The organism is Brevibacillus panacihumi W25 (assembly GCF_000503775.1).
GTDB lineage: Bacteria > Bacillota > Bacilli > Brevibacillales > Brevibacillaceae > Brevibacillus > Brevibacillus panacihumi_A.
The window spans coordinates 1,033,840-1,059,474 of the sequence record NZ_KI629782.1; the positions used below are offsets into that span (position 1 = coordinate 1,033,840).

Consider the following 25,635-nt stretch of genomic DNA (forward strand, 5'->3'; position numbering starts at 1 on the left):
TTCTCCTTGTTATGTCAACTTTGGGTCTAGTAACATTGAAAGGCGACAAAAACCAGCGGAAGGTGTGATGACATGAGGCACAACCTAACGAAGATGGCAACCATCCTTTCCCTGTCCGTCTCGCTTGCCGTTATCGGACAACCTGTATTCGCCAAAACCTCTTTTACCCCATTGAAATCTGGGATGAAAGGTCAGACAGTACAGGAAGTTGAAAAAATGCTGAAGGCATTGAATTTTGATTACAAATTGAAAGTGGACAAGCTGTACAACAAATACACAGCTCTAAATGTTAAAAAATTCCAAAAATCAGTGAAGCTGAAACAAACCGGAACCGTCAATAAGCTTACGTATGACAAGCTGAAAAAAGCCTATGCAAACAAGCAAAAGGCGAGTAACAATGACGTTTCCGACAGCCAAAAAGACAAAGAGACACAGACACCCAATTCGGAAAATAAGCAGCCGGAAAGCACTAAGCCCGACACCCATTTTTCTGACACGCTCAAATTGGGTTCATCCGGGAAAGAAGTAAAAGCTTTGCAGGAGGATTTGAAACAGCTGGGATACAACGTGACAGTCAGCGGCAACTACGATGCTTCCACCCGCCTGGCCGTGATGATTTTCCAATCGCGACATTCGTTGGGCCTGACAGGTGAAGCAGACAGCAAGCTCATTGCGGCAATTTCCAAACAAGCACAAGAGAAGCCAAGCCAGTCTGGAGAGCAGTCCAAACCAACAACTCCAAGCAAGCCAACATTGCCTTCGACTCCTGCTGCACCCGATCAGTCCAATCAAACCGGAAATTCAAATCCCTCTGCAGAAGTGCCGCTTCCAGCTGGCCTGACATCAGAGGAGAAGGAAATGGTTCAGCTGGTCAATCAAGAGCGTGCCAGCCGAGGACTTCAACCGCTGCAAGTAGACATGAACATCGTCAAGACAGCCCGGGTCAAAGCACAGGACATGGTAAACAATGGCTATTTCAGCCACACTTCTCCAACCTATGGCTCCCCGTTCCAGATGATGGACACGTTCGGCATCAACTATCGCGCTGCGGCGGAAAATATCGCCCAGAACCGTAGCGTATCTGCCGCCCACGCATCGTTCATGGGTTCCTCTGGACATAAGGCCAACATCCTGAACGCAACCTACACACACGTGGGGATTGCAGTCGTAGATGGCGGACCTCATGGAAAAACCTTCGTGCAGATGTTCGTAAAATATTAAGCCTTGCTCAAACCCACCCCTTCTCCCGAAGGCGGTGGGTTTTCTTTAGAATGATACAGCAATCCGGTTGTTTGCCGGAAAATGCAGTTGTTGGTCGTTCACCATAACGATCCCTTCCACGGTAATGGTGGTTCGCTCCTCCTGTTGAAAAAAGGAGATCTGGAAATTTTGAAATGCCTCGCTCATCTTCGGCGGGATGATCATCGGCTGAATCGGAGCAATCCAATATTCTCCACGCTCCTTCGCTTGTTCGAACCAGTCATCCTCCATGTACTTCCACCCTTTGGCCCCACCCTGTCCTTGGACACCGAGAGTCTCTACCATGTTCGGCGGCAGGATTTGCCCGCCTAGCTTGATACCCTCGATCGGGTTGACTCGCAAGCAGACTACCGGGTTGTACAAAGCTTCAGTTCCTGTATTTTTTACGATCAGGCTTCCGATCAACAGATAGGGACGGTTCTCTGTCTCATGGTGCATCAACGTGTAGTCAAAATAAACTTCTGCCTCTATGCGCTGTTCTGTCGCAATGGGTGTAGGCATTTTTACTTCCGTCGGCAATATCGGCCTCTCGATTATCTGCTTCTCTTCTTTTTCCTCCTGGTGCACCTCCGCTACGGCCTCGACTAGTGCAGGCTGATGTACCTGTTGCTCCTGTTGCTCCTTTTGATCCTTAGTCTCCCATTCCTCCAGCTTCTGCACTTGACCGAAGAATGTCTGCAGGAGGTGTGGCAGCAGATACGAGATCGGACTGATTCCCTGACCCTCATGGACGTCGCGAAGAATCCCCGAGACAAGAGAGATCGCGATTTGCTCTGCCAGCTTGCTTCTCTTTGCTCCCTCAAGTCCCGAGGGAACATGCCACTGGATCGGTAAAAGAACTGACGTCTTCGCCCGCTTGCTGATGCGTATCTGGCAAGGAATGCCACTCTCTTTCATCTCGTGGAACACATGATGCAGCAGCCTTCTTCTTCGCTCATCGTCCCCTTGGAAGAGAATCAGACGCGATTCATCTAGGGAAGGCAGCTCCTTAGCCGAAAAACGCAAAGCGGCATCACTGTCGCCCGACGATTCATCCCCTCTCTCCAGCAGGACTGGCTTGGCACCAACATCACGGAGAAAGGATGCAGTACGAGAAAGCACTTCGTATTCCAGACCTGTGTCATCATCCATACCACCCGCTATCAACATAAAAACCTTTCCTTTTAAACCTGATCCCAGATCAACCCGCTTGGCTTCCGGGTCCCACTGAAGCTGAAAGCCTTGTTCCTGGCAGAACAGGCGCAGAGCGGGCAATGCCGAATAGGGGATGGCTTCTCTGCGCTGTCCATCATAATACACCTCGACATCCATGATCCTCTTCACTCCTTCTCACCTACACATACCCGGTCTATTGTATGAATGCCCTGCCCTGGGGGTGTGCCTTCAATCAGGCTTTTGCATACCCTAGCAAAGGAGAGGAGTGATCAACTTGTCCATAGAAAAACTACCATTGGTCTCGGTCATCATTCCGGCCAAAAATGAGGGAAAAAATGTACGCACGACATTGGCATCCCTGTATGAATGCAAGACGCGCTACCCGTTGGAAATCATTGTGGTAGACGACGGCTCCAGTGACAAATGTTGTGATTTTTTAAAGACCGAGCAGCAAGCCCTGCCTGTCAGACTCATTTCCACTCCCGGGATTGGAGCCGCTCCGGCACGCAACCTAGGTGCTGAACAGGCACATGGAGATTATCTGATCTTTTGTGATGCGCATCTGACCTTCGAGCCTTACTGGATCGACCGCTTGCTGGAGTTGATCCTTTCCCGAACAGCAGATGCAGTAGCCCCAGCGATCGGCTCCATCAGCGAACCTCATAAAGTAGGCTATGGTCAAAAGCTGGATGAGCGCCTGGGAGTCGTGTGGAACCCCCAACCCTACCGTCCCTCCCCAGTCGCCATCCTGCCCGGCGGCTGTTTTGTCATTCCCAAATCTGTCTTCATGGACATTGGCGGGTTCGATCGCGGCTTTCAAGTGTGGGGCTACGAAGACATTGAAATTTCCATCAAGCTTTGGCTGTTCGGTTATCGCTGCTTTGTCCATCCCAACGTCAAAATCCTTCATCTCTTCCGTCAGGCGCACCCGTACACGGTAACCCATACACACGTGTACTACAACATGCTGCGTATGGCGTACAGCCACTTCAAAGAGGAAAGAATTGCCGCCTGCAAAAAGCTGATCATTCATGCCAATGCCGATGAAGTAGAGCAGGACGTAATAAAATATGGTGCGGCCGCCCAACGCGTCCGCTATTTCGCCCGACGAAAACATGACGACGACTGGTGGACCCGGGAATTCAGAATTCCTTTTTAAGCGTTTGGATTTGAAGAGCGGGCCTGTTACCCTTGTACAATCGCCTGAAAATAGGCAAATGATGACAAGCAAAAACGAGGCCTCCTCCATAGAATGTAAATGCAAATGCAAATCCAATAGGAAAGGAAGGGTCCATCTGGTGAACAACATCAAGCCCATCATGGGTCGCCAAGTGCCTACACCGACGCCTACCGCTCCTCCGCCAATCCCCAACAACCTAGCTGAAGAGTGTATCCGCGTCCAAAAGGTGTACGACTGGGTCGTCAGCGCCAATCAGTATCGCAACAAGATTCCACTTCCAACCGACTGTCAGGCATTGGTAGATGCAGCGATTGCTGCAGGTCAAGACATCACCGTGCAATGCATTGAGCCCACAGGCAACTTCACATGTCGTGTTGCCAGCATTCGCCGTGAGAACATTGTAGTGGGTGGAGTTTCCGTTCGTGTAGGGGTGGTACGGTTCATATTTGGTGGAACCGCGATCATTCGGATCTTCGCAGACGGGGTATTGCTGTGCGACTTCCCTACAACCGTTCAATTTGATCAAGAGGTCGTACTCTGCCTGCCTGAACCTCTCGATGAAGACAATATCGTTTGCAGAATCGCTGCTCTGGAATGCATCCCGACTGGTACTGTTTTGTTGGGTGGCATGGTTGAGCTAAACGTCATCTTCTGTCTCGATGTTCAGGTCGAAGCCGAGGTCAAATTGGAAGTACTGGCAAAATTCTGCTCGCCACGTCCAAACGACATTCCGGTTCCATCGCCTACACCATCGTTCCGTTGCCCTCCTTTTGCCTTCCCGCCGCAATGCCCGCCGATCTTCCCGCGGCCTAACTGCGATTGCCAGGCAACTGTCAATACACTGATTCCAGGAGTTGGGGTAAGCCTTGGTCTGCCGCCTGCTGCTATCGTAGAGATCGGTACCGTGCAGTTGATTGCCGATATTTGCCCGAGCTGCAACCCTGGCGGCAGCACCTTCACCTTCAACTTCTTCGATACTCCTGGTCCGACTCCGCTCCCGGATGTCTTACCAGGCGATCAAAGCTTCAACTTCTCCCCTACTACGATCAGCTCTCCTACTTGCATCACTGTCCTTCCTGGGCTTATTCCAGGTATCGCACTGCCAACCATCGCAATCGGCATGATCGTGACAGGTACAGGGGTACAGACATTTACTGCTACAGGCACAACACAGACACTCAACTACACCTTGGTCTTGGCGGAAACAGGTCTGGGACTGCCAGACGTCATTCTCTTCCTGTTGACCGATCCTCTGGGAGTCGTTTCCTTCGCAGCAGCGATCACCATCGTTCCAGATGCACAACTGCTGGTTCAAGACTGCATTACCTTCCCAGATGTTCTGGTAGGACCGACAATCCCCTAATTCTTCATCCACGCTTGAACTCGGAGAGAAGCCTCAATTGCTTCTCTCTTTTTTTGTTCAGAAAAGCTTTCACCTAACTTGCACCCGTACGCGCCTGCCGACATATGTCTATAGGGGAAACTGGATACCGGAGGGAGGGATAGAATGCCTATCAAGAAGAAGTCCACCAAGCGCTCGCCCGAAAAAGAGAAGATCATTTTGCTCAAAAGACAGGCGAGCTACTACGAAGAAATCGCTCTCCAGTATAGCCATGAATTGAAAGAACTCCAGCAACAGCACCAGCAGTGGGAAGAAAGAGAAAAGGAATATCAGCAACAACTCAAGGAAATACGCCAAACCCTAGCCAACTATCAGGAGCTGGAAGCCGACTGGCGCGACAAGCTCGCAGGTGGCACGCAGCAAATTCGCGATTTGGAAACCAAAATACAGCAGCAAGCCAAGATCTTACATCAAAAAGAAGGCACCATTGCCCACTACAAGGAAAAAGTAGAGAAGCTGAATAAGTCCGATATTCTGGTCAAGGTACGGGAATATGAACAGGCTTTGGAGGAGAAGCAAAAAATCATTGAGGACTATCAGGAGAAGGAACGAGAGTGGGAGAAACAGCTTGAACAAGCGAAGCTCACTCGGAAACAAGAAATCGCCCGACAAGAGGCTGAAGCAGCGCAGAAAATTCAACTCCTGGAGCAGGAACTGGCAGAAGCCGTCGCCTCCCACACAGCCGTTCAAGAGGCCTTGAGCAAACAATTGGATGAAAAGGATTCATTGATTTCCAAACTGCAGGAACAAGATACCACCCGACAAGAGGCTGAAGTCGAGCAGAAAATCCAACTCCTGGAACAGGAACTGGCGGAAGCCGTCGCCTCCCACACAGCCGCTCAAGAGGCCTTGAGCAAGCAATTGGAAGAGAAGGATTCATTGATTTCCAAACTGCAGCTCCAAGAAAGCAACTTGATGAAAACCATTGAGTCCTTGAAAAATATGCATGCACAGTGGCAGGAAAAGGAGAAAAAATACAAGGAGTCCATCCAGGAGTTTACGGCAAAAGAAGCTCGGTCCCCCAAAACGGGAATACCGATCCAACAAACCGCCCATACTTCAGCAAAATCAATTCCAGCAACTTCAACTCCATCGACCTCAATCCAAATGCCTACACAGTCCCATGCCACATATTTGAAACCACATCAAACACCGCATACTCACCCCATCAATCCTTTTAAGCCGACTGAGTAGCCGTAATCGATGGACTCCCCCACTTTCCCCTTCCTTTCCCCTCAATGTGCAACTGCCGTTCCAACCTGAGGTTGCTCGGCATAAACCATTATTAGTCTTAGCGAAAGGAAGGGATTGGATGACACCCGAACAATATCGCGAGCTGTATCGCCAAAGGCAGGCTCGCCCAGTCAGGAACCATGCATCCGGCCAGCAACGCATACAGACACCCTTGCCCAATTCTGGACCGACAAATACCGTCAGAAGTGTGGCTACACCCAAAACAGGCGGTTGTTGTGGCAGGAAACGCTCACAGTAACAGCAAAATGGTCTATCCTATTCCAGCCCTCTTCGCTTCCCATAGGGTATGGAAGGAAATGTTGATTCACTGCCTCGAAGAGCGTCCGTATGAGGCATGCGGACTTTTGTCGGGACGCATGGGAAGGGTCGAAACGATCTGGCGAATGGTAAATGTCGATCGGAGTCCAGTATCCTTCTACATGGACCCTGAGCAAATCAGAACGGTTTTTCAGGCCATTCAAGAGAGAGGGGAGCAATTGGCGGGAGTATACCACTCCCACCCAACTGCTCCCCCCATTCCATCTAAAGAAGATATCGCCTACGCTACCTATCCTGAAGCTGCGTATCTGATTGTCTCCCTCGCCAATAAACAGCCTACCGTCGGCAGTTACCGGATAATCGACCAAAGAGCCATACCGATTCCAGTCACTTTTTTTGCATGAAAGAGGCGAGACGGTCTGCCTCTTTCATTTTTTTATTTTCTCCACAAGATGGACAGGCTCCCAACTCACAAATGTATCCTCCCAGAAGATCAGAAAGCGACCCTCTTCCACACGAACCACGACCCCTCGCGCCCCGTCACGTACATAGACGACGGAATCCCCTTCTTCGATCATCGCGGCTGCCATTAAATCAAGCGAGCCTGAAGATGATGCCGTGCCCGCCCTTGGGATACTCCCACTTGATGTTTTCGTAGGGACAACCGATGCGGCAGCTTCCACATTCGTGACATCCTTCATATCCCACATGCATCCGCACCTCTTCCCATTTATAGACTTCCGCGGGACAAAAAATCGTACACAACTTGTCTGGACAACGCGTCGCGCAGATATCGGCATCCAGCACGTGCAGGTGCGACTGCGTGTCGGCCTTGAACCTCACCAGATATTGCTTTTCCTCGATCGATTGGCCTTTGGGCAGGTCAGCCATCACTTCATCACCCTCCATGCATTCATCAGATCGCGAGCCATCCGCCATTTTTCCTTGGGAGTCCCGATGTCACGCCAGATTTTTTTCTGCTTCTCCCACTTGGAGGTTCCGTCTACTGTAAACATCTGGCTTGCCGCTCTGTTCATCATGGGAATATACTGCTCGAAATACTGCGGGAATTTTTCAAAATGATGCGTGGCATCCTTGTACTTTTTCAAATCCTGGCCGACAAAGCTGTCCAACAGCTTCACCCGATACATGTCGAGCATTTTCTCGGAAAAATCGCCTGCTTCCCTCGCTTGCAAAATGGTCTCGGCTGCCATGACACCGGATGCCATCGCCATGTTGGAGCCTTCCCGGTGGATGGCATTGACGAGCTGGGCGGCATCCCCCACCACGATCACCCCGTTGCCCACCACCTTGGGCATGGACTTGTAGCCGCCCTCCGGGATGAGATGCGCTAGGTATTCCTGCTGCTCGCTGCCCTGGATATAGGGTCGCAGCATCGGATGATTTTTTACATAATCCAACAGCTCATACGGCTTGATCTTGTGCTTGATCAGACCGGAGAGCATCGCTCCGACTCCGATGTTGAGACTGTCTTTATTGGTATAGAGCCACGCTGTTCCGAGGATTCCCTTGGTGGAATCGCCGAAGATCTCGAACGTGCAGCCCTGATCTCCCTCCAGGCTGAAGCGGTCCTCGATGATTTTCCGATCCAGCTTGAGGACTTCCATGACCGCCAGCGCGACCTCGTCGGGACGGAATTCCTTGTGGAAGCCAAGTGATTTCGCCAGCAAGGAGTTGACCCCATCCGCCAACACCACTACGTCGGCATAGACGTCGCCATCCGGCCGATCTGTACGGATGCCAACCACCTTGCCGTCCTCGACGATGCACTCCAGTGCCACCGTCTCGTTAAGCAGCAAAGCTCCTTCCTTCACAGCCTTGTCTGCAAACCACTGGTCGAACTTCGCACGCAGCACGGTGAAATTGTTGTACGGCTCCTGCGCCCACTCCAATCCTTTGTAGCTGAAAGTCAGGGCAGAGGATTTATCCAGCATCATGAATCGCTGCTCCACGATCGGTCTTTCCAAAGGTGCTTCCTTGTAAAATTCGGGGATGATATCCTCCATCGTCTTGCGGTAAAGGACACCGCCCATCACGTTTTTCGAGCCGGGATACTCCCCGCGCTCCATCAACAGAACATTCGCCCCCGCTTTTGCCAGCGTATAGGCGCATGCGGTTCCCGCCGGACCTGCTCCCACGACGATAACGTCAAATTTTTCCGCCATATTGAACCTCCTTGTCCGGCATCTTCTGGAACGCTTCCATCAGTATCGGGACGATCTCAAACGCATCTCCTACGATGCCGTAGTGGCTGGATTGAAAAATGGGAGCTTCCGGGTCTTTGTTGATCGCGATAATCAATCCCGCGTTCTGCATGCCGACGATGTGCTGGATCGCTCCCGAGATGCCGATGGCAAAATAGACCTTTGGCGTCACGGTCACTCCCGTCTGACCCACCTGGTGCTGATGATCGATCCAGCCCGCTTCCACTGCATCGCGACTGGCCCCGACTGTTGCCCCGATCTTCTCGGCAAAACGGTGGATCAGCTCGAAGCCCTCTCTGCTCCCCAGACCTTTTCCTCCCGCTACGATCACATCTGCCTCATCCAGGCGCACCTTCTCCTTCGTTTCACGCACGATCTCCAGAACCTTCGTTCGGATGTCTTCTTCGCGCAGCTCAATCGTTTCCCGGATGATTTGCCCGGTTCGATTTGGATCGGGTGGCAGCGCTTTCATGACCTTCGGACGTACAGTTGCCATCTGCGGACGATGCTTTTTGCACAGGATGGTCGCCATGATATTGCCGCCAAAAGCAGGACGGCTCGCTTCCAAAAGTCCGGTCTCCGCATTCACGTCGAGCATGGTCGTATCCGCCGTAAGACCAGTCTGCAAGTCAGTCGCGACCGCACTGGCCAGGTCTTTTCCGGTGGAGGTGGCACCGTAGAGGATAATTTCCGGCTTGTGCTTCTCTACGCATTCCAGCACCGCGCGCATGTAAGACTCCGTGCGATAATCGCGAAAGATCTCTTCGTCGTAGAGATAGACCTCGTCAGCCCCGTAGGGAAAAACCATTTCGGCGAGTGAAGCCACCCCCTCCCCGATGAGAAGGCCAGCCAGGGGCACACCGCGCTTGTCGGCCATCTGCCGGCCGGCGCCCAGCAATTCGAGCGAGACGGGAGCGATCTGTCCGTCTTTCACTTCCAAAAAGACCCATATGCCACTGTATTCCTCCAGATTCATACCTGCTCCTCCTTCACCCGGAACAACCCTTGCTTCTCCTGCAAGATCTCCATCAGTCGGGATACTTGCTCCTGTGCTGTTCCTTCCAGTCTCTCTCCGCCTTTTGGCTTTTCAGGCGGCCACACCTTCGCCACGATAGTCGGAGACCCTTTCAGCCCCAGCAAAGTGCGGTCGATCTCGCCCAGATCATTGACAGCCCAGATGACGGGTTGGTAGCGAGCGGCGCGGAGCATGTTCGGCAACGGCGAATAGGGAACCTCGTTGATCTCCTTTTCTACAGAAAACAGGCATGGGAGGGTGGAACGAATCACTTCGTAGCCATCCTCCAGCTTGCGGTGGACGATGACGTACCCTTCGCTCTGATTTACCTCGACCACTTTATTGACATTGGTCAACGGTGGAATGTCGAGGCGCCGGGCAATCCCTGGACCTACCTGACCCGTGTCTCCGTCAATCGTCATTTTGCCGCAGATCACAAGATCTACCGGCTTGATCTCGCTGATTTTTTCGATCGCCTTGGTCAAGGCATAGCTCGTCGCTAACGTGTCTGCACCAGCAAAGGCACGATCCGTGATCAGATACCCCTCATCCGCTCCGATCTCGACGCATTTGCGAATCGCCTTGACGGCTGGGGGGGGGCCCATCGTCACGACCGAGACCACTCCCCCGTATCGTTGCTTCAAACGAACCGCTTCCTCGACGGCATGCGCATCATACGGATTGAGAATGGCTGGGGCACTGGAACGGTCCATCGTATTCGTCTTCGGGTTCATTTTGATGATCTTGGTGTCCGGCACCTGTTTGATACAGGCGACTATGTGCAACATCCCTTTCCCTCCTCGCTACCAAGCACCTATTCGGGCTGATTCCAGCATCTATACATTGCTATAACCTATTGCTGACAACCCTTGCTTAGACCAAAACTATCAGCTCTATCACGAGGAGACGGCTTTTTCACAACAAAACGGTCATGACCGTTTTGTTTGACCGCAAGCGGTCACATCCACGTTTATGAAAAACGTCGAGACGTTTTTCACAGAAAAAAAGCCTGTCCGCGGACAGGCTTTTCCTGATGGTAGGGATGATAGGTCAAAATAGCCCCATGCTGAGATAACGTTCTCCGGTATCGGGAGCGATGCAGACGACGCGTTTGCCCGCACCCAGGCGCTTGGCAACCTGAATGGCCGCGAACACCGATGCACCCGAGGATGGCCCCACTAGGATGCCTTCCATCGACGCCAGGTTTCGCATCGTTTGCAGTGCTTCCTCATCCGCAATCTGCACGATCTCGTCGTAAATGCTCGTGTTGAGAATAGACGGCACAAAACCGGGACTGGTCCCGACCAGCTTGTGCGGACCGGGCTTTCCGCCGGACAAGACTGGTGAGCCTTTTGGTTCCACGACCGTGATCTGCAGATCGGGAAGCTGTTCGCGCAAGGTCTCGCCCGTGCCCGTAATCGTGCCCCCGGTCCCCGCCGTAGCGACGAAAGCATCCAGCCTGCCTTCCATCTGCTCGAATATCTCCTTCGCTGTCGTGATGCGATGAATATCCGGGTTGGCCGGGTTCTCGAACTGCTGGGGTATAAAGCTGTTTGGAATCTCCTTTTGCAGCTCTATAGCCTTGGCGATCGCACCCGGCATCCGCAATTCGCTCGGCGTCAGCACTACCTCGGCCCCATACGCCCTCAACAGATTAATGCGCTCTTTTGACATATTGTCCGGCATGACGAGTATCGCCCGGTACCCCTTGGCTGCCGCGTTCATCGCCAGACCGATCCCGGTGTTGCCGCTTGTCGGCTCAATAATGGTGTCCCCAGGCTTGATCAGACCTGCCTCTTCCGCTGTATGGATCAGATTGAACGCGGCCCGATCCTTGACGCTGCCGGACGGATTGAACTTCTCCAGCTTCACGAATACCTCGGCTGCTTCTCTGGGAACCAATCGGCGCAATCGGACGATAGGAGTCCTGCCAATCAGTTCGGTTATATTTTGATACACACTCATCGTATGGTTCCTCCTCAGTCAGTAAAGACGAGCATAATACACAGTATTTCTATAAGAATAATATAAATGCAAACAAATGAAAACCTCCACGTTTCATCCGAAACATGGAGGTTGATTGGTTTTCCTAAAACTGGTATTTCATTTTTGCCTGTTGGAGCATTGCTGTGGCATTTCCGTACAGGGCTTCGATATCCTGCTTCGTTTTTGCCACGGTCTGTTCTCCCGCAGCCAATCGCTCTTTCGCCTGGGCGATCGCGGTGGCAACCGTCTCTTTTACCTTCTTGTACTCTTCCTCCTGGCTCTTGGCATCTGGCAATTGGCTGATCACCTGCTCCCAGATTTTGTCCAGTTCCGCCACATCCGATTCCAGAATTTCCGTCAGGTTGACCATCCCTGTCTTTTTGCGGTCGATGTTTTCCTGAATCGTACCAGCCCCGTCCCGAATCACCTTCATGCTGTCCACAGTTGCTTGCATGACCTCAAATTCCATGCGATTCATGCTCGTCTGCTCCGCGTACATCCGTACCTCTTCCAGCAGGCTCTGCATGTGTGCGAGCTGATTTTCGGCAACACTGGTCTCATCGGAAAACTGCGTCGCATCGAGATATTCGCTATTTTCCTGCAAATCCGCCTTGAGCCGTTTGAACTTGTCCCCCGCCTCCGCGATTCTGACGCGCTCTTCCTCAATAGCCTGTTCTTTTTTCTTCTGCTCGGCTTGCTGCTGGACCCGCTCCTCCAGAGCTTTTCGCTTGGACTCGAAGCCTGCCGGGTCGCTCGCTTGCCATTTCGAATCGGCCGCAAGCCCTTCCGTCACAGGATCGTGCAGGATCAGCTCTTCTTTTGTAACCGAAGCGCTCCACTTCTTTTCCCCGTCTTGCTGCAGGGTGAGCTGATGCTCGTCCACAGTCGCCTTGTACGCATCCTCCCTGGTTTTCAAGACCGGAATGCCCTTCTCTGTCACGACTCGCCATTCCGTAATCTCTACGCCGATCTCCTCTGCCTGCGTCACTTTGGCGTACAGCAGCAGGTTCTCTTCCTCATAAAGGTATCCCTCTGCCAGGGCGGTGGCACCGAATAGACGGAACCCGGCGAAGCCCAGTCCCGCCACGACAACCAGTACGAGCAAAAGGATCACTAGATTTCTCTTTTTCATCTGAAGCCCCCATCTCTTACAACGCGATCCAATATCGTTTGACGATGTTCCCGTCTTCCTCTACAAAACTTTCATCTGCCATGCCGCCATTTTTTAGAATCGTCCGCTCGGATGCCAGATTGGTCGCATCACAAACCACCAGCGCTTTTTCGATCCCCAGTTCTTTTGCTTTTTGCAGGGATAAAGCCAGTATCTGCGTAGCGTAGCCCTTGCGTCTTTCCGATGGACGGATCCCATAGCCGATATGTCCGCCAGTCTGCAGCAAAGGCACCGTAAGCTGATGCCTGATGTTGACGGCCCCCACGATCTTCTTATCCTCTGTAATCAACCAGTATGTAGACGCGGGAACCCATCCCTCGGGCAGGTTTTCCCCTGACTCCTCCGCGTGCAGTTCTTCTACCATCGCTGAAAAATCTGATGGATCTTTGCTGATCACCCATGGCACCATCTGCTCGCCGCTTTGTTTCCATTCCTGATAGAAAGCCAGGTATTCATCCTTCACGTCTACAGTCGGCTTGATTAACGAGACACTTTCTCCCATTTTCCCCCTCCTCACTCTCTATCCTCGCGTATTTCATTATACGAAAAATACCGATCTTTTCCATAAGTCGCATTGCCTGTTCACGCTCTAGAAAAGATATGGTAATATTCGGAAAAGGGAGGCGTTCCTTCATGGAGCTTATGACAAGTGTTATGCTTGCGGTCTTTCTGTTGATCTGGGCAGGAGCGGATGTCCTCTTTGCCTCCAATAGCAGATTCAAATCGCGCCTGCTGCTTTTTCTCACGCTGCTGATCATCAGCGGATCGATTTATTGGATTCTCACTTTGTTCTAGCTCTCTGCTTTCCTCGCATCGTCCATTCACCGATATGGGCTGCTGCACATAGACTGTGGACGTATGCAAGGAGGGAATCCGATGAAAATCAGCACAAAAGATCAGCAGTTGTTTGAACATCGTTTTTGGCTGCAAATCCTGGGGGATCATTCCCGGTTTATTTTTCAGTCGTTAGCTCCTGATGAATGCACAGAGATCGAACAAGCGAATCATTTTATCCACTCGTTCGATACGCTGCTCGATTATGCGCGGCAGGATCTGCAGGAAGAAGAAGTCACTGCACTCACGCAACAAGCAAGCGAGCTGACAGAGCGCTTGCGGGAGTTTAAGCTTCACTTGTTGCAGCGGCAATTGGTTGGAAAAATCTCCTTTTCCCTGCCGCCCACCTTCGTGAACCACATGGTGAATGAACTGGAGGAGTACCAGCGAATTTTGCACGCCTTCCTGACTGGCCACCCGATCCCCTGTGAACACCCTGTCCATTACCATCTGCTTTGGCTCTCAGATGCAGCAGGGCATGCCGCCTCGATTACCTCATTGCTGGACATGGTAGAAAAAGACGTGCAGCACAAAAGCGAGCATTTCACCAAGAAATTTGAGGATTTCTATCAAAAGGCAGTCGAGTTGGCAGGATACCTGCGAACCAATCTGCAAGATTTCCCGGCTCTGCATCGCTTCAATCATCAAGCTGAAATGGAAATCAAACTGTTTCAGGTATTTTTGCACGAGCTGCAAGAAATGCGCATGCACAATGCGGTCTTGGGTGTCCTTTCTCCACTCATGGCCGATCATATGTCCCGTGAGGAGTGCTACTACCTGATGAAGCTCTCCGAAGTGTCCGATGTGAAGGCACCTGATTGTTACCCGACCAGACCCCGGATTGAATCTTGAAAAAGGTGGGGCGTTGGCCGTTGCCGTAAAGCCGAATGCCCCTCCACCAAGCGTCACAGGACCGTTTTCTCCTGCTTTTTTACGATTTCGTCGAGCGATCTTTCCACAGCGTCATCGGATTTGTGTCTTCTTCTCCGAGAGGCATGTGCTTTATTGCTAGAGAGCGCGCTGACCGCTCTTTCTTCAAGTCCTCGTAGATTGCCTTGGACTTGCCGAGGCCCACTTCCCCTGCATCCTCGACCGACAAGCAGTAATACACATCATCAATCCCCACAAAATGCATGGCAGCAAAACACATCGGGCATGGTTCGCCGCTCGCGTACATCGTAAATCCGGACAAGCTGTTGGTCTGCAGCTGGTCCTGCGCACGCCGAATCGCCAAAAGCTCTGCATGACCGCTGACATCATGCTTTTGATGGAGTTCGTTTACGCCCTCCGCTATGATTGTATTGTCCTTCACAAGTACGGCGCCAAACGGCTGTCCGCCATTGTCTACATTTTCGATTGCCAGCTCTACCGCTCGCTTCATGAATTTGTCCATACATCAAACCCTCCTTGCTATCTCCATTCTGTTTTTCTAAGTTCTATCATACTATACTCGGAAGAAGAAAGTCCCCGTTTCGTCAGCGTTATACGATTCCCTATCAAAGACAAGAGGTGTTCACGATGGAGGAGCTTGCCAACAACGTTCGGCTGCGAGATATAACAGAAGAGGACCTTGTATTGTTCTTTGAACAGCAGCTAGACCCGACCGCCAATCACATGGCTGCTTTTACAGCCAAGGACCCGCAAGACCGCGAAACCTATTTCAGCAACTGGACCAAACGGTTAGGCGATACGAGCATCCACAAGCAGACCATTCTTTTTCAAGAGTCAGTAGCAGGACACCTATCGAGCTTTGAATTCCTTGGGCTGCCCACCGTCGGCTATTGGCTTGGGAAAGAGTTCTGGGGAAAAGGAATCGCCACCCGTGCACTCTCCCTATTTGTAAAACAACTGCCGACTCGCCCGCTCTATGCCCGAGTGGCAAAAGACAATATCGGCTCGACCCGCGTGCTGCAAAAATGCGGATTCGAAATTGTTGGCGAAGACAAGGGCTTTTCCCATTTCCGCGATGAGGAGGTGGAAGAATTTATCCTGGTCTTAAAAGAGACTCCCACAATCCCTTCACCTGCAGGTTTCGTAACAGCAGTCAGCCGAAGCGCCACCCATTCCTTCAGCAAGCAAAACCAGTCCTCTATCCAATTGCTTGATGGGCTGGGAGTAGAGGGAGACGCGCATCTTGGGGAGACTGTGAAGCATCGTTCGCGTGTAGCACAGAATCCAAACCAGCCGAACCTGCGGCAAGTCCATCTCATTCATGCCGAGCTGCATGAGGAATTGCAAAGCGCAGGCTTTGACGTCTCAAGCGGACAAATGGGCGAGAATATCACTACCCGTGGCATCCCTCTGCTGGAATTGCCGACTGGCACACGCCTTCATCTAGGAGATTCGCCGTAGTCGAACTGACTGGCTTTCGCAATCCCTGCCAACAATTAAACCAGTTCCAGCCAGGCCTGATGGACGCTGTCCTGGATCGCGACCCGGACGGCAACCTCATCCGCAAAGCCGGCGTCATGGGAATTGTGACAGCCTCCGGTGAGGTAAAGCCCGGTGATCCGATCCGGGTCGAATACCCGCCCCTCCCGCACCGTCCGCTTGAGCGAGTCTGAATGAATCCCCGGATGTAACGAGACAGGATGAAACTGCGTAATACTCATTGAAAGAATGACTATTACAGAAAGGATCTGGATTTTCATCATGTCTTTGACGTTTATTTTGGGATTAGGTGTCGTTGTCGCACTGGTAGCCATCACTGCGGTCGCGTTGATTCTGTATACAGGTAGATAATCAAAGGGGCATTGCCCTCTTGCCGAAAAGACGATTGCATCTTGCTTTCGTCTTTTTGCTTTGATGAAACTCCTACCAATTGACCATACTATTTCCAACCGCCAAGAGTCCGATCGTGTATCGGGATACTTTCAAGCGATTGGAGCGAATGCCTCGATGATTTCCTTTATGCTGACAGCCAGGCGATTGGTCCAGGGGCTTTTACATGCATTCAAAGACAAGAACTTCCAGGTCATTTTTCTGATTACCCTCATCTTGCTGCTATCTGGAACGATCTTTTATTCCTCAGAAGAAGGTCTTCCGATCCTGGATTCTCTTTATTTTAGTGTTACAACGCTAACCACGGTCGGACATTCTGGTTTTGTTCCCCAGACTGCCCTAGGGAAGGTATTTACGATCTTCTACATTTTCGCGGGTACGGGGCTTACCTTCGGCGTCGTGACGCGCATCGCGTACGGCATCTTCTCCAATAAATCATCGGACGATCAAACAGAAAAAAACGGTGGGAACCCTTAAGTCCCACCGCGATTTCATCTGGTCTGGCGAATTCTATTCCGCCTTACCTACAAATACAGATCTATCTTTCCCTTTTTCGTATTTATAGATAAATACATCGGCAAACGTGTTATCGCCTTTGTCATCAAAAGTAACCTTCGTGAATAATCCCTGGAAGTCTTTTGTCTTATGAACAGCTTCCAAAACTTGTTCACGAGTTGGCTTCTTGCCACCATTTGCTCTAATGGCTTCCTCCACACCGTTCAAGAGGACATTCATTGCATCATAACCGTAAACAGAAAACGCCTCTAACGGTTTATTCGTTGCCTTTTTGTATTCCTCTCCCCACTTTTTCCCTTCTTCGGTTTGTGTCACGTCACCGGCCACAGAAGTAAAGATGATTCCGTCGACAGCATCACCGGCTATCTTGATCATATCTGAGTTGTCGAATCCATCTCCGCCCATAAAGTAGCCTTTATACCCTTTGTCCCGAGCTTGCTTACTGATAATGCCACCTTCAGGGTACATGCCGCCGAAGAAAATCAAGTCTGGGTTTTTGGAGATGATCTGAGTGATGACAGCGGAATAATCCTTTTCACCAGCCGTTATCCCTTCATAGCCCAAAACCGTTACACCGTCTTTTTCAAACTGCATTTTTACCTGATCAGCCAAACCTTGACCGTATGCTGTTTTATCATGCATGACAAAAACTTGTTTGACATTTAGTGAATTTTTCGCATACATCGCTGCTTTAGGGCCTTGCGAGTCGTCACGCGCGCATATGCGGTGGACGGTCTTCTTGCCTTCTTCTGTCAGTTTTACGCCCGTATTTGCCGGTGATACCATGACAAGATTGCCCTCTTCATACTTTACGGAAGACGGGATGGCAACCCCTGTATTCAAGTGACCGACTACACCCAGCACATCAGGATTGGAGATCAGCATCTCCGCGTTGGAAACCCCGATTTTCGGATCTGCTTGGTCATCCTGGGGTAACAATTGCAGATCGAAGCCCATTTTTTTAAACTCTTCTTGTTTCAGTTTCAGCGCATACTCGGCTCCGCTCTTAATAGAATCACCTTGCGCCGACTGGCTGCCGGAAAGAGGGCTCTGTGTTGCAATGAGTATTTTGCCTCCATCTCCAGCAGCACTGTTTCCTTCGCTCGTGGAGCCTTGCGTACCGGAAGTTGCCCCACCGCTTGCATTGCTTCCCGTACTGTTAGAGCCGGCACATCCTGCGAGTGCGATACTTGCTACCAACACTGATAACAAAAAGCTGCGTTGAACCCGTCTCTTCATTTGAATGAATCCCCCTTATACTACTATTTTCTTCAGCCGCGCTCCTAATCGTTTTCAATTCGATATATGTACCGGAAGTATATTAAGAACGAGATGCTGATAGTCATTATTTTAGAATAAATCAGAAAATTTACAATAATAATTTTATCGAACCTCCGACTATGTAAAATGGGACCATGATAACGCCAATGCTGGCGACTCTCATGGTCCCACTGGAGCTACGCCTGCTCCACAGTGATTATCAATATCAAAAGTCGAAGTTATCAGGGTCTGGGCCTACTCGCAGATTTTCGTTCATGGCATCGATGAGCTGCATGTCTTCTGCTGTCAGCTCAAAGTCAAAGATATCGGCATTCTCCTTGATCCGCTGCTCCTTGGTAGACTTCGGAATGGTCACAACACCATGCTGCAGGTCCCAGCGCAGAATTACCTGGGCGATCGATTTATGATGACGATCGGCGATTTCTTTCAATACCGGGTGATCCAATAATTGTCCCTGCATCAGTGGCGACCACGCCTCTACTTGAATCCCCTGCTCCTTGCAAAAAGCACGAAGCTCCGTTTGAGTGAGGCGCGGATGAAATTCCACCTGATTGATCATGGGCTTGATTTCAGCTTCCTGCATCAGGTCTTGCAGATGATGGATCTGGAAGTTGCTCACACCGATTGCCTTGATTCGCCCTTCCTTGTAAAGCTGCTCCAGTGCGCGCCACGCTTCCTTGTATTTACCGGCAACAGGCCAGTGAATCAGATATAAATCCAAGTACTCCAAGCCTAGCTTTTTCAGACTGAGCTCAAATGCTTTGCGTGTCGATTCGTACCCCAAATCGGCATTCCATACTTTCGAGGTAACGAACAGCTCCTCTCTTTTGATTCCCGCTTCTTTCAGTCCTTGCCGGATTCCCTCGCCCACACCCTCTTCGTTTCCGTAAATCGCAGCTGTGTCTATGCTTCTATAGCCATGTCTGATCGCTGTCTGGACAGCATTGACCAGCTCAGGTCCTTCCTCCACTTTAAATACGCCTAAGCCAAACCAGGGCATTTTCACTCCGTTGCTCAATGTGGTTGTAGCTTGTAAATGAGTTGTCATGATACTTGTACCTCCTGTTTTTCTACATGTGTGTGTATAGATGTTCTACGCTCCAGCACCTGAATCCACCCTGTCAGTATAACCGCTCCTGTCACCATGAATCCTCCAATCCATGTCGTATGGATCAGCCCGATGGAATTCGTAACGACTCCACCCAAATACGCACCGATGGCAATCCCAGCGTTAAAGGCGGCGATGTTGATGGCAGACGCCACATCCTTCGCGCTTGGTACGTAACGTTCAGCCAATATCACGACATATACCTGCAAACCTGGCACATTCATGAATGCCATCAGCCCCATGAACAGAATCGTGATCAGGCCAGCCATCGAAAATGGTGCCGTAAAGTATAGGACAAATAGGACAAGAGCTTGAACGATGAACATGCGAAATAATGCAGACAGCGGATTTTTATTCGCGATCTTCCCTCCCAGCATATTACCAATCGCAATCGCGATACCGTAACCAAGCAGGATGACAGCGATCTGTCCACCAGAAAAACCAGTGATCGTTTCAAGGATTGGGGACAAATAAGTAAAGACGACAAACGTCCCGCCATATCCCAAAGCCGTAATCAAAAACATCAAAAGCAGACGGCCGTTCGTCACCAGCTTCATTTGATCCCGAAGCGTGGTGCGTACTCCTTTTTGCAAATTAGCTGGTATGAGGATGCTGTTGGCAAAAAAGGCGATAAGACCGATGACCGCGATTGCGACGAAAGCAAACCGCCAGCCTACCTGTTGCCCCAAATACGTTCCGAGTGGCACCCCAGTGACCGTGGCTACTGTAAGGCCTGTAAACATCAAGGAAATGGCGCTTGCCCGGCGATTTTCAGGCACCAGATCCGCTGCGATGGTCGAACCGATCGACATGAATATCCCATGCGCTAAGGCTGAGACAATCCGTCCTACGAGCAAGACTCCGATGCTCGTCGCGGCAGCTGCGATACTATTGCCCACGATGAAAATGATCATGATCCACAGCAGCAGCCGTTTGCGCGGTACCCCTGAGGTAACAGCCGTAAGGACAGGTGCGCCAAACGTAACACCCAACGCATATAACGTAACGGTCAGAGCTGCAGTCGTGACCGGAATCTGCAAGTCTTGCGCGATCAGCGGCAGCAGACCCACGCTGATAAATTCTGTCGTTCCAATAGCGAAGGCACTGACTGCCAATGCGAGCAAGGCAAGTGTGCTTCGGTTTTTCTCTTTCACGAGGTATCTCCTTCCTTTTGATCGATAAATTTTTGTTGATTACCAGCTGGCATATGCTATTATGAATGCTATAAGCGGCAATGAAAAGTACGTACTTTTAAGTGACATAGATACCAAAAAGTAATATAGGTACTTTTTAGTGCCTATAGAAAGCGAGTGAGAATCATGCAAAAAAAGAAATACAATATCTCGGTAGAGGCTACCTTGGAAGTGATCGGCGGAAAGTGGAAGTGCGTCATCCTCTGCCATCTTACACACGGGGAAAAACGAACAAGTGAACTGAAGCGCCTGATGCCAGGCATTACACAAAAAATGCTGACCCAGCAGCTCCGCGAATTAGAGGATGACGGCATTATAAACCGGATTGTCTATGAGCAGGTTCCTCCCAAAGTGGTCTACGAACTGAGCGAGTATGGCTGGAGTTTGAAAGGGATTTTAGATACGCTGTGCGCGTGGGGTGAAAAACATATTATCCGCGTATACGGCGATACCGAAGGCATGCTGGAAGACAGTATTTTAAATAAGAAGGCGACTGAAACTGTCAAATCATAAGCGGATCGCAACGAAGAAGGAGCGCAGGAACGAATAGGTAAGCGGCGAAAGGAGAGTCATACGTATGAAATCAGACCGTATAAAATTCCCCGCGGGATTTTGGGCTGGATTACAACGAGTAGGGATTGACCCATACGACGTAGCTCGCAAAGCGCGCCTACCGCTCACCATTCTCGCAGAATCAGCTGTAGTCACCACTGCCCAATATTATAAAATCTGGCAAGCATACTCTGATCTCATTGGCGACACTGCTATCGGAATCATCAAGCTTGCAACCGCTTTTGAAACGACACAATACCCACCGACCGTTTTAGCGACCTACCATGCTCGTGACTATCGCGACGCTCTGAATCGAATGGCACGGTACAAGCGACTGTGCCCTCCGGAAAGCTTGCATATCGTAGAGGAGGGCGAGCGCTGTACAATCGAATTGGAGTGGATGCGCAACGAACAACAACCCGTACCACCCGTTTTGGTTGGAATCACGCTAGCCTTTCTTCTAGAGCTTGGACGACGCGGCACGGGCAAACCTATATCTGCATGGACCGTTGAATTTTCCCACACCATGGGGAATGTAGCTGCCCTTGAAACGTATTTCGGGTGTCCCATACAGATTGGTGCCAATGCCAACCGATTAACCCTGCATCGAAGCGATCTGGACCGCCCCTTTCTTTCATATAACCAAGAATTATTGGAGATCCTGACTCCCGTATTGGACCGATCATTGGAGGAACAGGGAAGCCGGTCCATTGCTGAGATGGTCAAGTGGATATTGAAGCGAAGTCTACCCGGAGGCAGCCTTGATATTCGAGCTGTTGCGAGAGAGCTTGGTATGAGCGATCGTACCTTGCAGCGTCGTCTTACTGATGAAAGCACAACGTTCAAGAAACTGTTAACACGGGCTCGACATGAAAAAGCCCGAGAATGCTTGGCCGACCCTACGCTCGATATTAAAGAAGTGGCTTTCTTACTTGGCTATGAAGATCAAAACTCGTTTTACCGGGCCTTTCGCATGTGGGAAGGCGATACACCTTCCAATTGGCGTTTCGAATATGTAGAGTCAAACTAGCGTCATAGATCCCCTAACCAACCCGGTTTCAAGAATGTCTTGCATTTTTCGCGTTTCCATATTTGGCGGGCTAAGCAAGAAATCTGGCGTTGCACGCTAGTTACCGAACGATCCAGACATAGTACGATAATCTCTATCCGGAGCACGAGGATGTTCCAAGAACAACTTCTAGTCAGCTTGCGATGAATGACAACAAAGGAGACAAGTGTTATGGATATGGGATTAAGGAATAAAACGGCTTTGGTAACTGGATCGACGAAAGGTATAGGGAAAGCAATTGCCATTGAGCTTGCAAAAGAAGGCGTCAATGTCCTTGTCAATGGACGGAATGACGAAGAGGTAGAACGAATCGTAAAAGAATTGAAGTCGGAATTTCCGGCTACTTCTCCTCAGAATGCTGCAGGTGATCTTGTGGACAGGCAGCAAAGAGAAGCTATATTTGAAAAATATCCTCACGTAGATATTCTCGTCAACAATATGGGCATTTATGAAATCATGTCCTATGAGGACGTTGACGATGAAGTATGGGAAACATACTTCCGAACCAATGTCCTTGCCGCTAACGGATTATCTAAATTTTATTTGCCTAAGATGTTGAAGAGCAATTTTGGACGAATCATCTTTATCGCAAGTGAGGAAGCGATTATGCCTTCAGGACAAATGCCTCAGTATTGCATGACAAAATCGATGCTATTGTCACTGTCTAAAAGCCTGTCGAAACTAACGGTAGGAACAGAAGTCACATCCAATACCATCATGCCAGGACCAACGCTTTCCGAAAATGTATATCAAATCATTGATCGCCTGTTTCCTGCTGATATGTCCTTTTCGGATAAGGAGCATCAATTTATGGCTGCAAACCTGCCCCAATCCGAATTACAGCGGTTTATCAGGCCTTCTGAAATAGGCAGGCTTGTTGCATTCCTATCCAGCCCTTATGCGACCGCATTTAAAGGCTCACCAATCCGTATGGACGGAGGCATGGTCCCGACCATTTTTTAATAACTAAAGTAACAAGAAAAGGATTGAGCTCTGTCCCATGCAGAGTTCAATCCTTTTTACATTCCAATTATATCGAAAGACCACCATCGACAGGAATGACGGCACCATTGATATAGCTGGAATCATCGCTTGCCAGAAATAAATATGTATTCGCAATATCCCTTGGTGTTCCCAGTCGCTGGAGAGCTACTTTCTCCTTCATGCCTTGTAGTACGCTCTCCGGCATTTTCTCTGTCATAGGGGTCATGATAAAGCCTGGAGCAACAGCATTCACCTGTATGCCCTTCCTTCCAAGCTCTTTTGCCCACGTTTGTGTCATGGCGATCACCGCTGCTTTCGAAGCTGCATAATTGGTTTGCCCGAAATTCCCCATTCTCCCGACGATGCTGCTGGTGTTGATGATTCGACCAGAGCCTTGCTTTATCATGTGAGGTACCACCGCTTGTGTACAATGAAAGACACCGGTTTGGTTAATGGAAATCACTCGGTCCCACTGTTCCTGCGTCATTTTCACAAGTGTGGAGTCCATTGTGATTCCTGCATTATTAATCAAAACATCTATTTTTCCATATCGGTTGATCACTTCACTAACCATTTCATCCACTTGATCACGTTTGGACACGTCAACCGCTAGTCCAAAACCATTCACCTCTTTTGCTACTTCCTCCGCCGACTGCTGATGATAATCGACGACAACAACATGTGCTCCTTCGCTTGCAAATAACAAACTCGCTTCTTTTCCTAATCCCCCTGCTCCTCCCGTTATGATGACAACCTTCCCATCGAGTTTCATGAACGACACTCCTCGTCACATATTCGTATCCATCTTCATGAGCTGTAGTCAACACCATTTCGTCAATTGAACCTCTCATGGCTAAAGCCACGAGATTCTTGGGTAGTCCGTTCTACTGAACAGAATTAGTACATGATGTACCACCAAGCTATCCCCGCAGTTCCTGCGGTTACTGCGATTATACAGATAGTAGTCTTTTGCCTTCGGCAAGAATATTCAAACTTGCGTTCACATCCCTATCCCATTCGCTATGACAAGAAGGACATTTCCACTGTCGCAAATTAAGATTTTTAACTTCTTTGTTTTGGTATCCACAACACGAACAGAGCTGAGAGGAAGCGAATGTTTTGCCTACAGCAATGACAGTACGCCCATACCACTTTGCTTTATACGCAAGCATCGTTCTGAATTGATACCAAGACACTTCGCTAATCGCTTTGGCGAGTTTGTGGTTCTTCATCATATTCGATACTTGCAAATCTTCAATCGCAATGATGTCGTGGTTTTTGACAATATGCGTTGAAATTTTTTGCAAGTAGTCTATTCGGGCATTTGTGATACGCTCATGGATTGTGGCAACCTTCATTCGCTGTTTATTCCAGTTTGAAGAACCTTTCACACGTCTGGAAAGGGTGCGTTGTGCACAAATGAGTTTTTGTTCCATATTCCGTAGGAATTTCGGATTCTCAAATACTTCTCCATTTGAGAGAATCGCAAAATCTTTAAGTCCGACATCTATTCCAACTTCGCTGTTTGTTTTTGGTAATGGTTGCACGTCTGTTTCTACTAACAACGAAACAAAGTATTTGCCAGAAGGATTGCGTCTAATCGTAGCATGTAAAATACGCCCTTCTGCTTCTCTTGATTTCGCAAAACGAACAAGTCCAAGTTTAGGGAGTTTGATCTTATTTCCTTCAATCGCAATATTTCCATTTGTGTGTTTCGTTGTGTACGACTGAACTTTATTCCTTTTTGACTTGAAACGTGGTGCATCATTCTGCTTCTTGAAGAATCGTGAATAGGCGTCTGCGAGGTTCTTTACTGATGATTGAATAGCGATGCTATCTACTTCTTTTAGCCAAGGGAATTCTTTTTTCAGATTCGGCAGTTCGGAAGAACATACTCCGTATGATAATCCTTTACCTGTTTTTTTGTATGTTTCGTTCCACTTTGCCAAGAAGTGGTTGAACACAAATCGACTGCAACCGATCGTTTTAGCAATGAATACTTCCTGCTCTTTGGTTGGATAGATACGGAATTTGTATGCTTTATTTACGAACATCGCTTTTCACCTCACTTTCTGATTTTGGATGTATTGAGGATTCCAAAGATTCCCTCCCCATAGCTTCTTTTTTAGCTTGGGGGAACTCTTTAAATAGCAATCTTGCCGAAACACCCTTTAATGCTTTGATAATATTTGGAATGGAATGTTGCGGATTACAATCAATGAGGAGATGAACATGGTCACAATCACTTTCCATTTCTGAGATCGTGAAACCGTTATCTGTAGCAATTAAGTATTTCCTTTCGTTTTTTATCGATATCACCAAGCAACACTTTATGGCGATATTTCACACACCATACAATATGGTATTGGATAGAGCACACATATCCTCTACCATGTTTGACATCTGCCATG

At 49.7% G+C, this 25,635-nt stretch carries 27 protein-coding genes and 2 pseudogenes; 12 read left to right on the forward strand and 17 right to left on the reverse strand.

Annotated features, from left to right (window positions below):
• The first annotated feature begins 72 nt into the window (after nt 1-72).
• Nucleotides 73-1,221: a peptidoglycan-binding protein gene (locus T458_RS34370; RefSeq protein WP_023555059.1), complete on the forward strand. Its 1,149-nt coding sequence runs from the start codon at nt 73-75 to the stop codon at nt 1,219-1,221.
• Between the two features lie 45 nt (nt 1,222-1,266).
• On the opposite strand, the gene T458_RS34375 is transcribed toward T458_RS34370, so the two are convergent.
• On the reverse strand, nt 1,267-2,571 hold the full coding sequence (locus tag T458_RS34375; RefSeq protein WP_023555060.1) for a hypothetical protein: 1,305 nt from the start codon (nt 2,569-2,571) through the stop codon (nt 1,267-1,269).
• Nucleotides 2,572-2,689: 118 nt separating this feature from the next.
• Here T458_RS34375 and T458_RS34380 point away from each other — a divergent pair, with 118 nt between their 5' ends.
• The 4 genes from T458_RS34380 (at nt 2,690) to T458_RS0128395 (ending at nt 6,913) form a co-directional block, all read left to right on the forward strand.
• Complete coding sequence (locus T458_RS34380; RefSeq protein WP_023555061.1) at nt 2,690-3,574, forward strand: glycosyltransferase family 2 protein; 885 nt, start codon at nt 2,690-2,692, stop codon at nt 3,572-3,574.
• Nucleotides 3,575-3,713: 139 nt separating this feature from the next.
• Nucleotides 3,714-4,958: a BMQ_0737 family morphogenetic spore coat protein gene (locus tag T458_RS34385; RefSeq protein WP_023555062.1), complete on the forward strand. Its 1,245-nt coding sequence runs from the start codon at nt 3,714-3,716 to the stop codon at nt 4,956-4,958.
• Nucleotides 4,959-5,102: 144 nt separating this feature from the next.
• Nucleotides 5,103-6,191 carry a coiled-coil domain-containing protein gene (locus T458_RS34390; RefSeq protein ID WP_023555063.1) on the forward strand — a complete coding sequence of 363 codons (1,089 nt, stop codon included), beginning with the start codon at nt 5,103-5,105 and terminating at the stop codon, nt 6,189-6,191.
• 305 nt (nt 6,192-6,496) lie between these two features.
• Complete coding sequence (locus tag T458_RS0128395) at nt 6,497-6,913, forward strand: M67 family metallopeptidase (RefSeq protein ID WP_031305426.1); 417 nt, start codon at nt 6,497-6,499, stop codon at nt 6,911-6,913.
• Nucleotides 6,914-6,937: 24 nt separating this feature from the next.
• Here T458_RS0128395 and T458_RS57120 read toward each other — a convergent pair whose 3' ends face one another.
• The 8 genes from T458_RS57120 to T458_RS34425 form a co-directional block, all read right to left on the reverse strand.
• Nucleotides 6,938-7,219: a hypothetical protein gene (locus tag T458_RS57120; RefSeq protein WP_171819343.1), complete on the reverse strand. Its 282-nt coding sequence runs from the start codon at nt 7,217-7,219 to the stop codon at nt 6,938-6,940.
• On the reverse strand, nt 7,104-7,400 hold the full coding sequence (locus T458_RS34395) for a ferredoxin family protein (protein ID WP_023555064.1): 297 nt from the start codon (nt 7,398-7,400) through the stop codon (nt 7,104-7,106). Before T458_RS34395 ends, T458_RS57120 begins: the two co-directional genes overlap by 116 nt.
• Nucleotides 7,400-8,695 carry an FAD-dependent oxidoreductase gene (locus tag T458_RS34400; protein WP_023555065.1) on the reverse strand — a complete coding sequence of 432 codons (1,296 nt, stop codon included), beginning with the start codon at nt 8,693-8,695 and terminating at the stop codon, nt 7,400-7,402. Before T458_RS34400 ends, T458_RS34395 begins: the two co-directional genes overlap by 1 nt.
• On the reverse strand, nt 8,679-9,710 hold the full coding sequence (locus T458_RS34405; protein ID WP_023555066.1) for an electron transfer flavoprotein subunit alpha/FixB family protein: 1,032 nt from the start codon (nt 9,708-9,710) through the stop codon (nt 8,679-8,681). The genes T458_RS34400 and T458_RS34405 overlap by 17 nt, the downstream gene beginning before the upstream one ends.
• The gene (locus T458_RS34410; RefSeq protein ID WP_023555067.1) at nt 9,707-10,537 is read right to left on the reverse strand and encodes an electron transfer flavoprotein subunit beta/FixA family protein; all 831 of its coding nucleotides are present in this window, start codon (nt 10,535-10,537) and stop codon (nt 9,707-9,709) included. The genes T458_RS34405 and T458_RS34410 overlap by 4 nt, the downstream gene beginning before the upstream one ends.
• A 262-nt stretch (nt 10,538-10,799) precedes the next feature.
• On the reverse strand, nt 10,800-11,714 hold the full coding sequence (gene cysK / locus T458_RS34415) for a cysteine synthase A (protein WP_023555068.1): 915 nt from the start codon (nt 11,712-11,714) through the stop codon (nt 10,800-10,802).
• A gap of 124 nt (nt 11,715-11,838) precedes the next feature.
• Nucleotides 11,839-12,867: a hypothetical protein gene (locus T458_RS34420; RefSeq protein ID WP_023555069.1), complete on the reverse strand. Its 1,029-nt coding sequence runs from the start codon at nt 12,865-12,867 to the stop codon at nt 11,839-11,841.
• 16 nt (nt 12,868-12,883) lie between these two features.
• Complete coding sequence (locus tag T458_RS34425; protein WP_023555070.1) at nt 12,884-13,408, reverse strand: GNAT family N-acetyltransferase; 525 nt, start codon at nt 13,406-13,408, stop codon at nt 12,884-12,886.
• A 131-nt stretch (nt 13,409-13,539) separates the two neighbouring features.
• Between T458_RS34425 and T458_RS57125 the strand changes: the two genes are divergently transcribed.
• Nucleotides 13,540-13,701, forward strand: coding sequence for a hypothetical protein (locus T458_RS57125; protein ID WP_023555071.1), 162 nt, complete (start codon nt 13,540-13,542; stop codon nt 13,699-13,701).
• Nucleotides 13,702-13,782: 81 nt separating this feature from the next.
• A complete protein-coding gene (locus T458_RS34430) occupies nt 13,783-14,592 on the forward strand; it encodes a DUF2935 domain-containing protein (protein ID WP_023555072.1) in 810 nt (269 codons plus the stop codon).
• 79 nt (nt 14,593-14,671) lie between these two features.
• On the opposite strand, the gene T458_RS34435 is transcribed toward T458_RS34430, so the two are convergent.
• Complete coding sequence (locus T458_RS34435; protein WP_023555073.1) at nt 14,672-15,133, reverse strand: nucleoside deaminase; 462 nt, start codon at nt 15,131-15,133, stop codon at nt 14,672-14,674.
• Between the two features lie 125 nt (nt 15,134-15,258).
• On the opposite strand from T458_RS34435, the pseudogene T458_RS57130 reads away from it, so the two are divergent.
• Nucleotides 15,259-15,741, forward strand: a pseudogene (locus tag T458_RS57130) (GNAT family N-acetyltransferase); the annotation flags it as partial.
• Nucleotides 15,742-16,127: 386 nt separating this feature from the next.
• Here T458_RS57130 and T458_RS57545 read toward each other — a convergent pair.
• Complete coding sequence (locus T458_RS57545) at nt 16,128-16,445, reverse strand: hypothetical protein (protein ID WP_252989782.1); 318 nt, start codon at nt 16,443-16,445, stop codon at nt 16,128-16,130.
• Between the two features lie 193 nt (nt 16,446-16,638).
• Between T458_RS57545 and T458_RS34440 the strand changes: the two genes are divergently transcribed.
• Complete coding sequence (locus T458_RS34440; protein WP_023555074.1) at nt 16,639-16,998, forward strand: potassium channel family protein; 360 nt, start codon at nt 16,639-16,641, stop codon at nt 16,996-16,998.
• Between the two features lie 33 nt (nt 16,999-17,031).
• Here T458_RS34440 and T458_RS34445 read toward each other — a convergent pair whose 3' ends face one another.
• The 3 genes from T458_RS34445 to T458_RS34455 all read right to left on the reverse strand — a co-directional run bounded on the left by T458_RS34445 (nt 17,032) and on the right by T458_RS34455 (nt 20,580).
• Nucleotides 17,032-18,276 (reverse strand): branched-chain amino acid ABC transporter substrate-binding protein, encoded by a 1,245-nt coding sequence (locus T458_RS34445; RefSeq protein WP_023555075.1) that lies wholly within the window; start codon nt 18,274-18,276, stop codon nt 17,032-17,034.
• A 247-nt stretch (nt 18,277-18,523) separates the two neighbouring features.
• Nucleotides 18,524-19,366 carry an aldo/keto reductase gene (locus T458_RS34450; protein WP_023555076.1) on the reverse strand — a complete coding sequence of 281 codons (843 nt, stop codon included), beginning with the start codon at nt 19,364-19,366 and terminating at the stop codon, nt 18,524-18,526.
• Complete coding sequence (locus tag T458_RS34455) at nt 19,363-20,580, reverse strand: MFS transporter (protein WP_023555077.1); 1,218 nt, start codon at nt 20,578-20,580, stop codon at nt 19,363-19,365. The genes T458_RS34450 and T458_RS34455 overlap by 4 nt, the downstream gene beginning before the upstream one ends.
• Before the next feature lie 165 nt (nt 20,581-20,745).
• On the opposite strand from T458_RS34455, the gene T458_RS34460 reads away from it, so the two are divergent.
• The 3 genes from T458_RS34460 to T458_RS34470 all read left to right on the forward strand — a co-directional run bounded on the left by T458_RS34460 (nt 20,746) and on the right by T458_RS34470 (nt 23,203).
• A complete protein-coding gene (locus T458_RS34460) occupies nt 20,746-21,132 on the forward strand; it encodes a winged helix-turn-helix transcriptional regulator (RefSeq protein ID WP_023555078.1) in 387 nt (128 codons plus the stop codon).
• A gap of 64 nt (nt 21,133-21,196) precedes the next feature.
• Complete coding sequence (locus tag T458_RS34465) at nt 21,197-22,201, forward strand: AraC family transcriptional regulator (protein WP_023555079.1); 1,005 nt, start codon at nt 21,197-21,199, stop codon at nt 22,199-22,201.
• Between the two features lie 210 nt (nt 22,202-22,411).
• Nucleotides 22,412-23,203 carry an SDR family NAD(P)-dependent oxidoreductase gene (locus T458_RS34470; protein ID WP_023555080.1) on the forward strand — a complete coding sequence of 264 codons (792 nt, stop codon included), beginning with the start codon at nt 22,412-22,414 and terminating at the stop codon, nt 23,201-23,203.
• Nucleotides 23,204-23,270: 67 nt separating this feature from the next.
• Here the strand turns inward: T458_RS34470 and T458_RS34475 are convergent, their stop codons facing one another.
• The 3 genes and pseudogenes from T458_RS34475 to tnpA form a co-directional block, all read right to left on the reverse strand.
• Nucleotides 23,271-23,996: a beta-ketoacyl-ACP reductase gene (locus T458_RS34475; RefSeq protein ID WP_023555081.1), complete on the reverse strand. Its 726-nt coding sequence runs from the start codon at nt 23,994-23,996 to the stop codon at nt 23,271-23,273.
• 178 nt (nt 23,997-24,174) lie between these two features.
• Entirely contained in the window at nt 24,175-25,278 is a 1,104-nt protein-coding gene (gene tnpB / locus T458_RS34480) for an IS200/IS605 family element RNA-guided endonuclease TnpB (protein WP_023555082.1), read from the reverse strand.
• A pseudogene (gene tnpA, locus T458_RS56340) lies at nt 25,265-25,634 on the reverse strand (IS200/IS605 family transposase). Before tnpA ends, tnpB begins: the two are co-directional and overlap by 14 nt.
• Nucleotide 25,635: the final 1 nt, after the last annotated feature.

What these genes read in the sequence shown, in the direction of transcription:
- T458_RS34370 (WP_023555059.1), top strand. Translation starts at nt 73, where the DNA reads ATGAGGCACAACCTAACGAAGATGGCAACCATCCTTTCCCTGTCCGTC.
- T458_RS34375 (WP_023555060.1), bottom strand. Translation starts at nt 2,571, where the DNA reads ATGGATGTCGAGGTGTATTATGATGGACAGCGCAGAGAAGCCATCCCC.
- T458_RS34390 (WP_023555063.1), top strand. Translation starts at nt 5,103, where the DNA reads ATGCCTATCAAGAAGAAGTCCACCAAGCGCTCGCCCGAAAAAGAGAAG.
- T458_RS0128395 (WP_031305426.1), top strand. Translation starts at nt 6,497, where the DNA reads ATGGTCTATCCTATTCCAGCCCTCTTCGCTTCCCATAGGGTATGGAAG.
- T458_RS57120 (WP_171819343.1), bottom strand. Translation starts at nt 7,219, where the DNA reads ATGTGGGATATGAAGGATGTCACGAATGTGGAAGCTGCCGCATCGGTT.
- T458_RS34395 (WP_023555064.1), bottom strand. Translation starts at nt 7,400, where the DNA reads ATGGCTGACCTGCCCAAAGGCCAATCGATCGAGGAAAAGCAATATCTG.
- T458_RS34400 (WP_023555065.1), bottom strand. Translation starts at nt 8,695, where the DNA reads ATGGCGGAAAAATTTGACGTTATCGTCGTGGGAGCAGGTCCGGCGGGA.
- T458_RS34405 (WP_023555066.1), bottom strand. Translation starts at nt 9,710, where the DNA reads ATGAATCTGGAGGAATACAGTGGCATATGGGTCTTTTTGGAAGTGAAA.
- T458_RS34410 (WP_023555067.1), bottom strand. Translation starts at nt 10,537, where the DNA reads ATGTTGCACATAGTCGCCTGTATCAAACAGGTGCCGGACACCAAGATC.
- cysK (WP_023555068.1), bottom strand. Translation starts at nt 11,714, where the DNA reads ATGAGTGTGTATCAAAATATAACCGAACTGATTGGCAGGACTCCTATC.
- T458_RS34420 (WP_023555069.1), bottom strand. Translation starts at nt 12,867, where the DNA reads ATGAAAAAGAGAAATCTAGTGATCCTTTTGCTCGTACTGGTTGTCGTG.
- T458_RS34425 (WP_023555070.1), bottom strand. Translation starts at nt 13,408, where the DNA reads ATGGGAGAAAGTGTCTCGTTAATCAAGCCGACTGTAGACGTGAAGGAT.
- T458_RS57125 (WP_023555071.1), top strand. Translation starts at nt 13,540, where the DNA reads ATGGAGCTTATGACAAGTGTTATGCTTGCGGTCTTTCTGTTGATCTGG.
- T458_RS34430 (WP_023555072.1), top strand. Translation starts at nt 13,783, where the DNA reads ATGAAAATCAGCACAAAAGATCAGCAGTTGTTTGAACATCGTTTTTGG.
- T458_RS34435 (WP_023555073.1), bottom strand. Translation starts at nt 15,133, where the DNA reads ATGGACAAATTCATGAAGCGAGCGGTAGAGCTGGCAATCGAAAATGTA.
- T458_RS57545 (WP_252989782.1), bottom strand. Translation starts at nt 16,445, where the DNA reads ATGGCTACCAGTGCGACAACGACACCTAATCCCAAAATAAACGTCAAA.
- T458_RS34440 (WP_023555074.1), top strand. Translation starts at nt 16,639, where the DNA reads ATGATTTCCTTTATGCTGACAGCCAGGCGATTGGTCCAGGGGCTTTTA.
- T458_RS34445 (WP_023555075.1), bottom strand. Translation starts at nt 18,276, where the DNA reads ATGAAGAGACGGGTTCAACGCAGCTTTTTGTTATCAGTGTTGGTAGCA.
- T458_RS34450 (WP_023555076.1), bottom strand. Translation starts at nt 19,366, where the DNA reads ATGACAACTCATTTACAAGCTACAACCACATTGAGCAACGGAGTGAAA.
- T458_RS34460 (WP_023555078.1), top strand. Translation starts at nt 20,746, where the DNA reads ATGCAAAAAAAGAAATACAATATCTCGGTAGAGGCTACCTTGGAAGTG.
- T458_RS34465 (WP_023555079.1), top strand. Translation starts at nt 21,197, where the DNA reads ATGAAATCAGACCGTATAAAATTCCCCGCGGGATTTTGGGCTGGATTA.
- T458_RS34470 (WP_023555080.1), top strand. Translation starts at nt 22,412, where the DNA reads ATGGATATGGGATTAAGGAATAAAACGGCTTTGGTAACTGGATCGACG.
- T458_RS34475 (WP_023555081.1), bottom strand. Translation starts at nt 23,996, where the DNA reads ATGAAACTCGATGGGAAGGTTGTCATCATAACGGGAGGAGCAGGGGGA.
- tnpB (WP_023555082.1), bottom strand. Translation starts at nt 25,278, where the DNA reads ATGTTCGTAAATAAAGCATACAAATTCCGTATCTATCCAACCAAAGAG.